Origin of the sequence: Bradyrhizobium sp. SZCCHNRI20481 (assembly GCF_032485055.1) — a bacterium.
In the GTDB taxonomy this organism is placed as follows: Bacteria; Pseudomonadota; Alphaproteobacteria; order Rhizobiales; family Xanthobacteraceae; genus Bradyrhizobium.
The window spans coordinates 86791-99404 of record NZ_JAUEUE010000004.1 but is presented as its reverse complement, the minus strand read 5'-3'; the positions used below and the strand labels follow the sequence as shown (position 1 = coordinate 99404).

Below are 12614 nucleotides of genomic sequence, written 5' to 3'. Positions count from 1 at the left end.
CGCCGTTAACGTTCGGAACGCGGCTGGAACGAACCGCGTCCGAATCGCTTGCGAATCACGGTTTGAGATCTGTTCACGGCTAGATGTCGTAGCTCTCAGATATGGCGCGCAACATGCAGCGCCAGCGCTTCTGATCGCGCGGCTCGGCTTTCGCCAGAAGGTTAAAGGCGTTGAGGCGCGCCGGCGTTGTTGGAGAGGAAGCTAGGACCCGAATGCGGGGTCGGGCCCGCTCACGTCGTCGACGTTCCGAACCGTCGCATCCACGCCGCCCTCAGACCGATCGGTGTCGGCGCGAATGGCCCCGGCGGCGCGCGCGTGATCAGGGCGACCAGCAGGAGCGCGGCGATCGCGAGCCAGAAGCACAGCCAGAACGCGTCGAGATAAGCGAGCACGTTGGCCTCGCGCTGCACCTCCGCCGCCAAGGTCCCGACGGCGCGGGCCTTGGCCTGGCCGCCGCCATGCGCGGCGAAATAGCCGGTCAGCCGTTGCAGCGCGCGCGCGACGTCGAGATTGCCGCTCTGGATGTTGAGGCCGAGATAGGCCGAATGCACCTGCTCGCGCACCCGCAGCCACGTGCCCATCAGGGCGACGCCGATTTCGGCGCCGCCGAGCCGCATCACCTGGATATAGGCCGCAAAGGACGTCGCCCGCGCCGGATCGGAATTCGACAGCGCGAGGATGATGATCGGAAGCAAGGTCAGGGCCTGTCCGATCGACTGCAGCACGACGATGACGATGAAATCCTCGCGCGCCCAGGCATGGGTGATCTGGGTGCCGAGCAGATTGGCCGCCGCGAAGGCACTGAGACCGAGCACGACGACGATGCGAGGATCGAGATGGCGAAGCAGGACGATCGACAGCGGCACCAGCACGACCATCGGCAGCGCGCCGTAGAACAACAGCAGCGAGCCGCTCTGCTCCGGCCGCAACTGCGTGATGGTGACGAGGAAGTTCGGCACCAGCGACGCATTCGAGAGGCTGGTCAGCGTGTAGAGCAGGATCACGACCAGCGACAGGCCGATGTTGCGCGAGAACAGCACGTTGAAATGCGCCCATGGCTGCGGGGCGAGCGCCTCGTTGACGAGGAACAGGACGAACAGCACGGCGCCGCCGCCTAGCAGCGCCATCACCGTGCCCGATTGCAGCCAGTCGAGCCGGTTGCCCTGGTCGAGACCGGCATAGATCATCGCCAGGGCGCTGCCGAGCAACAGCATCCCGCCCCAGTCGGCGTTCTCGAGCAGCGCGCGGTTGACGGGCTCGGCCGGGGTGCCGAGATAGACCATCAGCGCCATCAGCGGCGCCAGCACGACGCCCTGCCAGTACAGCCACTGCCAGCCGAGATGCTCGACATAGAAGCCGACCAGCGAGGTCGAGGTATCCAGCGCGAAGCCGACCCGGATCGCATAGATCGAGATCGCCGGCAGCCACCAGCGGATCGGCAGGTTGCGGAAGATGATCATGAGCGTGGCCGGCACGAAGGTGCCGAGCAGCATGCCGTGCAGGATCGCGAGCGCGATCAAGGTCGGATAGTCGCGCACGAACGGAATGATCAGGGACAGCACCGCATAGATCAGGCTGGGAATGCCGAGCACGCGTCGCAGGCCGAACACGGTCGCGAGCCACGCCACGGCCGGCGCGATCACGATCTGCGAGCCGATCGCCGCGGTGGACAGCCAGGCGCCCTGGTCGAAACCGAGCGAGAAGGCGCCGCGCAGATCGGGCAGGCCGACCGAGGTCAGCCGGCTGTCGAAATTCGCCAGGAACGAGCCGAGCAGGACGGCGCCGACGGCAAACAGCGGATGAGCCGCCTGGCCGCCGCGCGACAGCGGTCCGCGCTCGGTCTCACTTGGTGCCATCGGCCTGGCCGGCGGTGCGGATGTGGGTCACGACCGACATGCCCGGCAGCAGCCGCGCGAGCAGCGGCTGGTCGCCGTCGAGGGCGATGCGGACCGGAATGCGCTGCACGACCTTGGTGAAGTTGCCGGTGGCATTGTCGGGCGGCAGCAGCGCGAATTGCGAGCCGGAGGCCGGCGCGATCCGCTCGACGCGGCCGTGCAGGCTCTCGCCGGGGAACGAGTCCACGGTGACCTCGACCGGCTGGCCGGGCGCGACATGGGTGAGTTGCGTTTCCTTGTAGTTGGCGATGACGAAAACATGCGGCAGCGGCACCACCGCGATCAGGCTGCTGCCGATATTGACGTAGTCGCCGACCTGGACCTGGCGCTGCCCGACGACGCCGTCGAACGGCGCGGTGATCCTGGTGTAGCCGAGCTTGAGCCGCGCGGCGGCGAGCGCGGCCTTGGCGCCGGCGAGATCGGCGCCGCGCTGCTTCTTGGTGCCGGTGAGCACCTCGAGCTGGTGGCGCTGCGCGGCGATCACCGCGCGGCTCGCGCGCACGTCCGCCTGTGCCTTGGCATAGGCGGCCGTTGCCTGTTCCAGCCGCTGCTTGGTACCTGCCTCGCTCTGCGACAGCGACTGCTGGCGCTCTTCCTCCTGCCTGGCCTGCACCTCGGCCGCGCCGGCCGAGACCTGCTGCGCTTCGGCCTGCGCGATGGTTGCGTATTGCAGCTCGACCTGATTGCTGAGGTTGTCGAGCGCCGCCTGTGCCGCCTCGACATTGGCCTCGGCCTGCGACACCTGTGCCTCGTAGTCGGCCGGATCGATCTGGACCAGCAGGTCGCCGGCCTTGACCTGCTGGAAATCGCTGACCGCGACCTTCGTCACCTCGCCGGCCACGCGGCTCGAGAGCTGCGTCAGGTCGGCGCGCACATAGGCGTCGTTGGTCGACTGGGTCGTTGCGTTGCCGGTCCAGGCGTTCCAGCGCGTGGTCGCGAGCGCCACGAAGGCGAGCGCTGCGATCACCGCAAGCAGCGGAATGCCGAGACGCGCCGAGAGCCCGGGCGCCGCGGCGGACGAGGGCGGTGGCGTCGCTGCAGCGCGCGCCGCCGCGTCGACGTTGCTCGGTGTTTCACTCAAGGGACGTCTCCCGCATCGGCCGACGCTGATCAGTCCGACGACTCGTACCCCATTCTGCGCCGCGTGCCACCTGGACTCTGGATTGTGAGCCATGCACCCGGGGGCATGGACATCTGCGCGCCGAACGGACCGGCGTGCCGGGCGGGCGCACAGGCACGGCCTGCACCTGGAGCCGCGCCGACCTCGCAGCGCCGTGATCGCGCCAACGACATCAGCGCTGGACTCGCTGCCACGGCCAGCCTGCGCATGATGTCCCAGAATGCGACGTCGTGCGCGCTCACGTTAACGTTCAGAACGTGGCTTGAACGAACCGCGTCCGAATCAGCGGCGCAGCCCGGTACGAGGTCTGTTCACGGCTAGATGTCGTGCTGTCATCGCGGGACATCAGCTATTCGGCGTCACCTGACCGCAATCGGACGACCGGCCGGGTGCGAAAGCGTTAAGAGCGCGGAGCGGCCTGCCGCCAAGCGGTTGTCGGTGACGCCGGCCGGCGCGCGCTGCCCGGTTGCAGCGGTCGCCTCGCTGGGTCACATTTCTCATCCGCGACTCGATCCAGCCGTTTGCTGATCAGAAGGCTTTCATGCATGGGTCACAAGGGAGCGATCCTGGTTGCCGGCGGCGCCGGCTACATCGGGGCTCATTGCTGCAAGGCTGTCGCCGGGGCCGGCTACGCGCCGATCTGCTACGACAATCTGTCCACCGGCGATCGCCGCACTTCAACGCCGGCGATGCCGATGCGTCAGGCCTGATCGGTGAGCTGCGCGATCCCGAGACGCACCTGATCCCGCGGGCGCTGACGGCGATCCTCAGCCATGTGCCGGACTTCGCGATTTTCGGCACCGACTATGACGAGCACGATCATCCGCTCGGCCTGGACCTGGCACCAGACCGCGCACCCGCGGATCGCGTGAGGCCGATGCCGCGTGCCTTGAGCTCGTCGGGGAAGCTGTTACGCCGCGGCCGGCGGCGTGTGCGCGAACTGGTCCACGAAGCTCATCTCCGCGCGCTCGTCGTCGACCGACCAGCAGCCGATCTCGGAAGCGCCCCGGAAGAAGTGGACGCTGTGCACCGGTGAGCGGACATCGTCGCCGCGAATGATCTGGAGCAGGGTCCGCGCCACGCGGCGGTGATCGCCGGGGAGCCTGAGGTCGAAGAATGCGTCGCCATAGCCCGGCAGGATGGTGCCGGTCGAATCGCGAACTTCCATGCGCAACTGTGCCATGCTCGCATTGAACGCCAGCAACGGTTTCCGCCCGGTAAATGCCGCCGGGCTCGCGCATGTTCGGATTTGCGGTGTGGTCTCATCATGAAGCGTGTAGCGCGCTCGTCGCCACCAGCGGCACGTGGACGAGGAGCATTGACAAAGAGCTGCCGTTCGAGAAAGCGGCCGGCCTTGTCAGCGGCGCATCGAGGATCACGTCATCGGCCGTGCTGGCAATTGATGATCGCCCAAGGGATCACCGGGTCTTCTCCAGCACCGGTCGCTCTGCGGCGACGAGTGCTGTCGCCGGGGCAATCCCTTCATTGCGGGGGAGCATCGGCAGTTCGACCAGGACACGCGTGCCGGTCGACTGGTTGGCGCTGACGGAGAGGCGGCCGCGGAGCTGCTCGACCATCCCCTTGATCATCCGGAACCCCAGGCTCGCGCGCGGTTGATCGATGTCGAAATCGGCCGGCAGACCGACACCATGATCGGACACGCTGAGGTGCAGCCAGCCGTCGATGTCACGGGCGGAGATGTCGATCGTCCCGTCCCGGCCGGGGTAGGCATGTTTCACGGCGTTGCTGACCAGCTCGTTGATCAGGAGGCCGAGAGGAACGGCATGATCGGCCGAAAGCCGTATCGGGTCGGAGTCGCAGCGCAGCACATTCGTTCCCGCGACCCGTTGCAGCCGGCTGCAGAAGTCATTGAGGAAGACGTCGACGTCGATCAAGCCGATCTGCGAGGCCCGCGAGAGATGATCATGAACCTGGGCAATGGCCGCCACGCGCGATCCTGCGTCTTCGAGGGCGCGCTTGGCTTCAGCCGAATGCGACCCGAACGACTGGACGCGGAGCATGGCCACGACGGATGCGAGGCTGTTCTTGACGCGGTGGCCCATTTCGCGCGTCAGCATGGCTTGATGGTCCAAGGCTTCCCGGAGCCGCGTCTCCTCATGCAGGCGCTCGATTGCAATCCCGACGATGTCGGCGAATGCAGTGAGGAAGGCAACGTCTGCCTCGTCGAAGCGGCGGGGGGCCGGACTGTCGACCTGGAGCACGCCGAAATAGCCGCCGCCTTGTCCGCCGCGATCGATCCGGACGCTGATCGACGTCTTGATGCCGCGGTCTACTGGAAGAAGTCCCGGTGTCTCGAAGCGACCATCAGGGGGGCCGCGACTGGTGATGATGGCTTGACCTGTCTGGAAGGCGCGGCCAGCAGGCGAGGCGCTGTCCACGACGAACGATGATTGCTCGACCGGGCTCGGCCATCCGTAACCCGCGCGGACCAGCAGTCTCTTGCCATCCGCCACGAATTCCATCGCCATCGTGAACGGTGCATTGAGGCCCTTGGCGCAGAGCGCGGTGGCGCGCTGAAGAACGCTGTTGATATCGCGGGTCTGCAATGCAGCACGACTGAATTCGGCGAGCACAGATTGTTGGATGAGCCTGTAGCTGCGTATGTCATTCCGGACGCCTGCCCGCTCGAGAAAGATCGGAAAAGCGGTATCTTGGCTCTGATGTCTCAACACGCGAATTCTCCAAAACAGGACGCACTCCGACTACAAATTCCCCGCTGCTCTCTTCCTTACAATTTGATATTATGAGACTATTGTGTTGCTGTTCCCGGTCGGAGTCTGAGCAAAAGCGAACATGGGTCCAGTTTGCCGCAGCGCAATTCGTCGGGAGCCGAATCGAGGAGAATGGCTCCCCGGCGCGGGCAGTAGCACCTGACGCTCGCTGTGCCCCCCGCGCGCTCATCCAGAGGACCTTCCACGGAGAGCGGGCACTGATGCCGTGGCGAGGGGCGTGCTCATGCCAGCCTTTCAGTGGGCGGGGCAGCACCCTCATCACCGGAGACCGCCCTATGCGAGCCAGGCGGCAGGCCGGGTTGGCGCGTCGGCCAGATCCGCTCATTCGGCGGCAATTCTTTCCGCTCGGTGGTGTGGCCCACCGACAGCGAGTCGTGGGGCGTGTGACAGATGGATCCCGTCGAGCGCATCTGCCGATGGCTGCTGATGATGCACGACCGGGCCGAAGGGGCGGTGCTTCCGTACACGCATGAATTCCTGTCGCAGATCCTCGGCGCCAATCGCAAGTCGGTGACGCTTGCCGCGCAATCCATGCAGGCGGCCGGCCTGATCAGCTATCGTCGCGGCACCATTCAGGTGCTCGACCGGCCCGGCCTCGAGAAAGCCTCGTGCGAATGCTACGCCATCGTCAAGCAGCGGTTCGATGCATTTCTCCAGCCGCCCACGACGGCGGTGCGCAGCCAGCATTGATTTAGCGGTGGCGTGGATCGAGCAGGGCGGCCCAGCTCGATCTCGAGATGCACGGTCATAGGCTCTTGAGGGGAGCCTTGCCTTCAACCGACTTCACGCCTGCGATATGCGGCTGATCGTGCAGAACCACGTTCAGCAGGGAGTTGTGGATCACGAGATGGCCGTTGTAGTCGATGAAGCCCAGCTTGCGGAACTTGTTCATGAAGTGACTGACCCGCGAGCGGGTGGTGCCGATCATGTCGGCCAGCATCTCCTGGCTGACCTTCGCGATGACCCGCTGCGGCTTGCCGTCATTGCCGAAATTGGCCAGCAGCAGTAGCGCCCGCGCAAGGCGCTTCTCGCTCGAATTGAACAACTGATCGATGAGATCGGCCTCGACGCGGATCGTGCGGGCGAGGATGTGCGAAACGAACACCTCGGAGAACGCCGGCTGCTCACGCAGGGTGCTGATCGCGGCCGATTTGGTGATCCGCAGGATTTCGCTGTCCGTGATGGCCGACGCCGCCGACAGCCGATGAGACTGGCCGGCCAGGCACCCCTCGCCGAAAAAATCGTCCTGACCGAGCAGCGCGATGACCGCCTCCTTGCCCTGCTCGGAATGGACGACGATCTTGACCGTGCCCGTGATGATATAGAACAGCACATCGGCGAGGCCGCCCTGGGAAAAGATCTGCTGGTCCTTTCGGTATTTCCCGATCGTCCGGCCTGGGCCTTCGGTCTTCAGGAACACCGCCGGATCGAAAGCCTGCTTCTTTGGCTGCGGCTTTGCGGCCGTCGGCGGCTTTACGATGGGTCGCTTCGCCATGTGTTCTCCGGGTGAAACGCGAGTGCTGAATACTTCGAAACCGGATCTCGGCATCACAGTTGGGCAGGCGCGAACGCAGCATAGCGCCTTTCGCGGCCGCTTGACAGCGCAGCGCCTATTTCGACGGGACACGCGCAGCCGTTTCGTGTTCCAGTGACGCAGCGGAGCGAGAATTAGTTAATTCATGTTATCAGGCATTAGCATCGCACCGCTAATGCAGCGCAAACAGACCCAGCGCCTCGCGTACGTCGCGCAAGGTCGCATCGGTGACGGTGCGCGCCAGTTCGGTGCCGTGCCTGACGATCTCGAGAACATGGTCGGGATCACGCGCAAACGCTGCCCGCCGGTCGCGGATCGGCGCGACCACGGCCTGCAGCACGTCATCAAGTCGCTGCTTCACGACGCTGTCTCCGAGGCCGCCGCGGACGTAGCGCGCCTTCAGGTCCGCGACCGCCGCGTGATCGTCGTCGAACGCGTCGAGATAGGTAAAAACGACATTGCCTTCGACACGCCCCGGATCGGCGGCCCTGACGTGGCCGGGATCGGTGAACATGCGGCGGACGGCATCGCGAATCTGGTCCGCGGTGGCGGAGAGTGGAATCGTGTTGCCCTGTGATTTGCTCATCTTGGCCTTGCCGTCCACGCCAGGCAGGCGTCCGACGCTCGGGATCAGCGCGCGTGCCTCGGGGAGCACCTCCGTGCCCGCTTGGCGGTTGATGCGGCGGACGATCTCGTTGGTCTGCTCGATCAGCGGCGCCTGGTCCTCGCCGACCGGCACGATGGTCGCCCTGAAGGCGGTGATGTCCGCGGCCTGCGCGACGGGATAGCACAGGAAGCCGGCTGGTATATCGCGGCCGAAGCCGCGTGCCTGGATCTCGTCCTTGATGGTCGGGTTGCGCTCGAGCCGCGCCACCGTGACGAAGTTCATGTAGAGCAGCGTGAGATCGGCCAGCGCCGGCAGGTGCGATTGCAGGCAGATGGTCGTCATCTCTGGGTCGATGCCGACGGCGAGATAGTCGGTCGCGATCTCCAGGATGTTACGGCTCACCTTGCCCGGATCGTGGGCGTTGTCCGTCAGCGCCTGGGCATCGGCCAGCAGCAGGAATTGCCGATGCGTCGATTGCAGCGCGACGCGGTTCTGCAGCGAGCCGACATAGTGGCCGAGGTGCAGGGGGCCGGTGGTCCTGTCGCCGGTCAGGATGACGGGACGTTCTGGCATTGAGAGAGGCATCGTGGTTCTCCAGAAGTGAGAACCGCCGCTCGATCGAGCTCTTCGATGCTGTTGATGACAAGAACCGCGTCGCAGGCCGATGAACGGCGGCGACGGGCGAATGAATGACGAGGCCGTGCCGCTCCTAGATGGAGCGCCACCACGTGTTCGCGTGCAAGGTCTCAGTCTTGATCATGCGATCGATATGGCCGAAACCGCCGATGAAAGCAACCCGCTCATGCACGCTGCACGGAGCGGCGAGCCCAGGCCATTCAGCCTATTCGAGATCTATTGCGTGATACTGGCCGGTCTTGTCGAGCTGCGTGCCCCAGACCTTGTGCAGCGCCTGGTGGTCGGACGGGCCGAAGCTCACCTTTGATCCAACGCCCAGCTCGTAATTCCGCATCGATTCGAGGACATCGACCAGCGACTCGGTGTCGACAGCGGGACCGGCGCGACGCAGTCCTTCGATCAGGATGTTGGCGGTGAGATAGGCTTCCAGGGACGAGTAGTCCGCCGGCTCTCCCGGGAAATATCTGTCGAGCGCCTTCTTGTAGTTCAGGGTGACGGACGCGTAGCCGTCGACCGCCGGCGTGACCTGGGTGCAGATGACGCCGTCCGCATAGCGCGGGCCGAGCACCATCAGCTCACTGGCGAGGCCGGTGCTGCCGACACCCGAAATCGTCGCGTAGATCATGTCCGGATACAGGTCGCGGGTCTTCTCGATGAACTTGGCCGCGGCGCGAAAGGTGGCGACCAGCACCACCGCCTTGATCGCATGCTTCTGCCGGCGCAGTTGCGCGATGGCCTCGTCGACATTGACGGTGTTGCGGCTGTAGCTCATGCGGAAGGCGTCGCCCACGCCGCCGCGCAGCCCGTGCATCGCCTTGCTGACACCCTCCCACCCCGCGTCGCCGTAGGCATCCTGCTGGGTGAGAACTCCGATCTCCTGCGGACGCAGCTTGCGGCTCTTGACGAGATAGTTCACGAGCGCATGGGCTTCCTCGGCGTAGCCGGCACGGTAGTTGAAGACGTAGCGATCCGGCGGATCGTGGCGGAGCGAAGGAGCGCCGGTGAAGGCGCCGAAATAGAGCGCATGATGCTCGAGCGCGTACGGCACCGAGATCAGGGCCGTCGGACTGCCGTAGTTCTCGACGAAGCCGAACACCTTGTGCTGCTCGTAGAGCTCCTTCATCGCGTTCAGCGTCCGCGTCGGCTCATAGGCATCATCGGCCGTGTAGAGCTTGAGCTGCCGGCCATGCACGCCGCCTTCCTCGTTGGCCTGCGCGAAGGCGAGGTCGATGCCGAGCTTGAGCTGATGGCCCATCTCCCTGGCCGGACCCGAGAACGGCGCCGCCATTCCGAAGCTGATTTCGGTATCCGTCACGCCCTGGACCGGGGGCCGCGCGCTGGTCGGCTGCGCCGACGCGGCATTGGCCATCCGCGTATCGAACTTCGGCACACGGTCGTCCTCCCTCAGCGGCATGTTCTGGTCCGGCGCGACCGCCGGAGCGGCGCTCGCGAGCGCTCCGGTCCGGAGAGTATCCTGGACTGGCGCAACGGTCTGCGCGGCTTGGACCGGCGGCGATGGGACTGTTGCCGTCGTTGTCGCCTCCGCGCTGCTCTTGGCGGAGAGCGCAGCGGTCCACCGCGTAGGAAGTCTCGTCGCTGCAAAGCCGGCCACGCCCGCGGCAACAGCCACGAGCCCCATCATGCTCAACGCGCCGAGGAGACGCCGTTCCCGTGGCGGCGGAGGAACCTCCTGCACGCCGTAACGGGACGCGAATTCAGCAGGGGTAGGCCGATCGTGCTCGTCGCGCCACGGTTGTTCATACAGCGGACGCCGGCCGTCGTCGTAGCCGGACGGGTATGGCGGATCGCGGTCGTCATTGGGCGCACGCAGATGTCTCACGATTTTCCCCTTGGCTCGCGCGTCATGGACTCGTTGGAGTTTTTTCTGGATCGCGCGGCATACGCTGCAGGTTCTGCCGGCCGGATGAGCGTGGCCATGCGCCGAGATCTGCACATGTCACACGAACTAACACTCGTCGTCGAGCGTCGGTGGAACGGCAGTTCCAGACATGTTGTCTGGAACAAGTCCGAACGTCGGCATGATACTGCGAAGCAATGGGGCGGTTGTTTGTTCTCGCCGTCAATTCCGGCTGAACAAGGCGGGAGCCGCGCCGCCGGGGCAGCAACTAGCTATCGCAGCAGGCAGGAGAGAAGTGCCGTGAAGCAGCCGTACTTGTTGTTGGCATCAGCATCCGATGACGCTGCGCGCGACGCCGAGCTGCGCGTCACCGGCCGGCCGTCTCCTCCGCCACCAGTCCCGTCACCATCGCCTGCACCATGGTCGCGATCTGCTGGCGCAGGGCGGCGAGCGGAACGGCGATCAGCTTCTGCTCCAGCCCGAGCGCGACCATGCCGTGGACCGCCGAGAACAGGCTGCGCGCGGTGACGCTGATGTCGTCGAACGAGCGCTGCGGAAACAACGCCGCCAGCGGCTGGTGGATGTGACGGAACAGGTGCATCTGGTCGGCGATGGCCCAGTCGGGCAGCGGCTTCTCGGGCGCCATGCGATGCTCGAACAGCGCGCGCCAGAGCTCGAGATTGTGGGCGGCGAAGTCGCAATAGGCGATCGCGATGCGCACCAGCGCAGCCTCGGGGCCCGGCGGCCCGGCGCTTTCGGCCGCCGACAATTCCGCGTCGAGCCGCGCCAGGGTGCGTGATCCAACCATCAGCACGAGTTCGTCGACATCGGCGACGAGATTGTAGACCGCGCCATTGGCGACGCCGATCTCCTGGGCAAGATCGCGCGTCTTCAGACCGGCGAGACCCCTCGTCCGGATCATCCGCTCGGCGGCCTCGATCAGGGCTTCGCGCTGTTTTGCACGTCTTTCCAGTGTCTTGGACATTGTTAACCAAAATATTGAGCGGTGCTCAAAATATTCCTTGAGCGCCGCTCATGATTGCGCTAGAAGAACCATATGAGCAATGCTCATAACAGGGAGTTCACAATGTTCAAGACTGTTCTGACGCTGTTTCGGGGAACCGTGGCCGTCGCGGAGGAGGAGCTGCAGGACCGTACCGCACTGGTGATCCTGGATCAGCAGCTGCGTGACGCCGCTGCCGCCGTCGATCGCAGCAAGCGCGCGCTGGCGCTGGCCATCGCGCAGGACCAGCAGGAGGGCAAGCGGCTCGAGGCGACCTTGGCGCGGATCACCGATCTCGAGGTGCGCGCCACCGCAGCGCTCGACGGCGGCCGCGAGGATCTGGCCCGCGAGGCGGCGCAGGCGATCGCCGGCCTCGAGGCCGAGCGTGACGCTGCCAGGACGGCGCGGGCGCTGTTCGCGACCGAGATCACCAGGCTGAAGAAGCATGTCGCCAACGCCGAGGCGCGCATTGCCGAGCTCGATCGCGGCCGGCGGATTGCGCGGGCCTCCGAGGCCGTGCGCAATCTGCGCCGCGGCGGCATCGAGGCGGCGCGTCCCTACGAATGCACGCTGCCCGAGGCCGAGGCGACGCTGAAACGGCTGCGCGAGCGGCAGATGGAAGCGCAGGCCGCCGACGAGGCGCTGATGGAGCTCGATGCCGCGACGGGCCCGATCACCACGGCCGAGAAGCTCGCCGAGCAGGGCTTTGGCCCGCGCATCAAGACCACCGCCGACGACGTGCTGGCGCGGCTGAAAGCCGGCCGCACTGCACCGGCCAACTGAATTTCGTCACCACCGATCGAAACGCATCAACCAACCTGATCGTCATCATAGGAGCCGACCATGAACCAGAACACCCAGCCCCACAGCAGCGCCTTCATCACCTTCTCCTACGCCTCGTTCGCCGCCTCCGCTTTCCTCGTCGCCCTCGGCGTGTTCTTCATGCCGATCGATCTCTGGATGAAGGGCTATCTGACGATGGGCATCGTCATGCTGGTGCAGACTTGCGTCACCCTGACCAAGACCCTGCGTGACCGCCACGAGAGCGGCAAGCTCGTCAACCGCATCGAGGACGCCCGCGCCGAGCGCCTGCTGATGGAGGTGTCGAAGGCGGCGTGAGCAGCGGTTTCCTCGCCTCTCCCCGCCTGCGGGCAGAGGCCGGATTGCATCGAAGATGCAATCCGGTGAGGGGGACACTCCGCGCGTGC

The 12614-nt window shown here is 65.6% G+C and carries 11 protein-coding genes and 1 pseudogene; 4 read left to right on the top strand and 8 right to left on the bottom strand.

Annotated elements, in window-relative coordinates; translation table 11 throughout:
- Positions 1 to 230: 230 nt before the first annotated feature.
- Complete coding sequence (locus QX132_RS07290) at positions 231 to 1856, bottom strand: MFS transporter (protein ID WP_316160583.1); 1626 nt, start codon at positions 1854 to 1856, stop codon at positions 231 to 233.
- Complete coding sequence (locus QX132_RS07285) at positions 1843 to 2976, bottom strand: HlyD family secretion protein (protein WP_315736506.1); 1134 nt, start codon at positions 2974 to 2976, stop codon at positions 1843 to 1845. Before QX132_RS07285 ends, QX132_RS07290 begins: the two co-directional genes overlap by 14 nt.
- Positions 2977 to 3560: 584 nt before the next feature.
- Between QX132_RS07285 and QX132_RS07280 the strand changes: the two are divergent.
- Positions 3561 to 3835: pseudogene (locus tag QX132_RS07280) on the top strand (NAD-dependent epimerase/dehydratase family protein); the annotation flags it as partial.
- A 90-nt stretch (positions 3836 to 3925) separates the two neighbouring features.
- On the opposite strand, the gene QX132_RS07275 reads toward QX132_RS07280, so the two are convergent.
- The gene (locus QX132_RS07275; protein ID WP_315779118.1) at positions 3926 to 4183 is read right to left on the bottom strand and encodes a hypothetical protein; all 258 of its coding nucleotides are present in this window, start codon (positions 4181 to 4183) and stop codon (positions 3926 to 3928) included.
- A gap of 250 nt (positions 4184 to 4433) precedes the next feature.
- Positions 4434 to 5708 (bottom strand): sensor histidine kinase, encoded by a 1275-nt coding sequence (locus QX132_RS07270; RefSeq protein WP_316160582.1) that lies wholly within the window; start codon positions 5706 to 5708, stop codon positions 4434 to 4436.
- A 450-nt stretch (positions 5709 to 6158) separates the two neighbouring features.
- Between QX132_RS07270 and QX132_RS07265 the strand changes: the two genes are divergently transcribed.
- Positions 6159 to 6458 carry a Crp/Fnr family transcriptional regulator gene (locus QX132_RS07265; RefSeq protein ID WP_409997651.1) on the top strand — a complete coding sequence of 100 codons (300 nt, stop codon included), beginning with the start codon at positions 6159 to 6161 and terminating at the stop codon, positions 6456 to 6458.
- A 55-nt stretch (positions 6459 to 6513) separates the two neighbouring features.
- On the opposite strand, the gene QX132_RS07260 is transcribed toward QX132_RS07265, so the two are convergent.
- From QX132_RS07260 to QX132_RS07245, 4 genes are all read right to left on the bottom strand, one after another.
- Positions 6514 to 7263, bottom strand: a complete 750-nt coding sequence (locus tag QX132_RS07260) for a Crp/Fnr family transcriptional regulator (RefSeq protein WP_315736510.1) — start codon at positions 7261 to 7263, stop codon at positions 6514 to 6516.
- Positions 7264 to 7474: 211 nt separating this feature from the next.
- Positions 7475 to 8494: a tryptophan--tRNA ligase gene (gene trpS, locus QX132_RS07255; protein WP_315777919.1), complete on the bottom strand. Its 1020-nt coding sequence runs from the start codon at positions 8492 to 8494 to the stop codon at positions 7475 to 7477.
- Between the two features lie 256 nt (positions 8495 to 8750).
- Positions 8751 to 9959, bottom strand: a complete 1209-nt coding sequence (locus QX132_RS07250) for an ABC transporter substrate-binding protein (protein ID WP_316160581.1) — start codon at positions 9957 to 9959, stop codon at positions 8751 to 8753.
- An 811-nt stretch (positions 9960 to 10770) separates the two neighbouring features.
- The gene (locus QX132_RS07245) at positions 10771 to 11388 is read right to left on the bottom strand and encodes a TetR/AcrR family transcriptional regulator (RefSeq protein WP_316160580.1); all 618 of its coding nucleotides are present in this window, start codon (positions 11386 to 11388) and stop codon (positions 10771 to 10773) included.
- A 102-nt stretch (positions 11389 to 11490) separates the two neighbouring features.
- Between QX132_RS07245 and QX132_RS07240 the strand changes: the two genes are divergently transcribed.
- The gene (locus QX132_RS07240) at positions 11491 to 12189 is read left to right on the top strand and encodes a PspA/IM30 family protein (RefSeq protein WP_315779109.1); all 699 of its coding nucleotides are present in this window, start codon (positions 11491 to 11493) and stop codon (positions 12187 to 12189) included.
- Between the two features lie 60 nt (positions 12190 to 12249).
- A complete protein-coding gene (locus QX132_RS07235) occupies positions 12250 to 12525 on the top strand; it encodes a YiaA/YiaB family inner membrane protein (RefSeq protein WP_315716622.1) in 276 nt (91 codons plus the stop codon).
- The last annotated feature ends 89 nt before the right edge of the window (positions 12526 to 12614 follow it).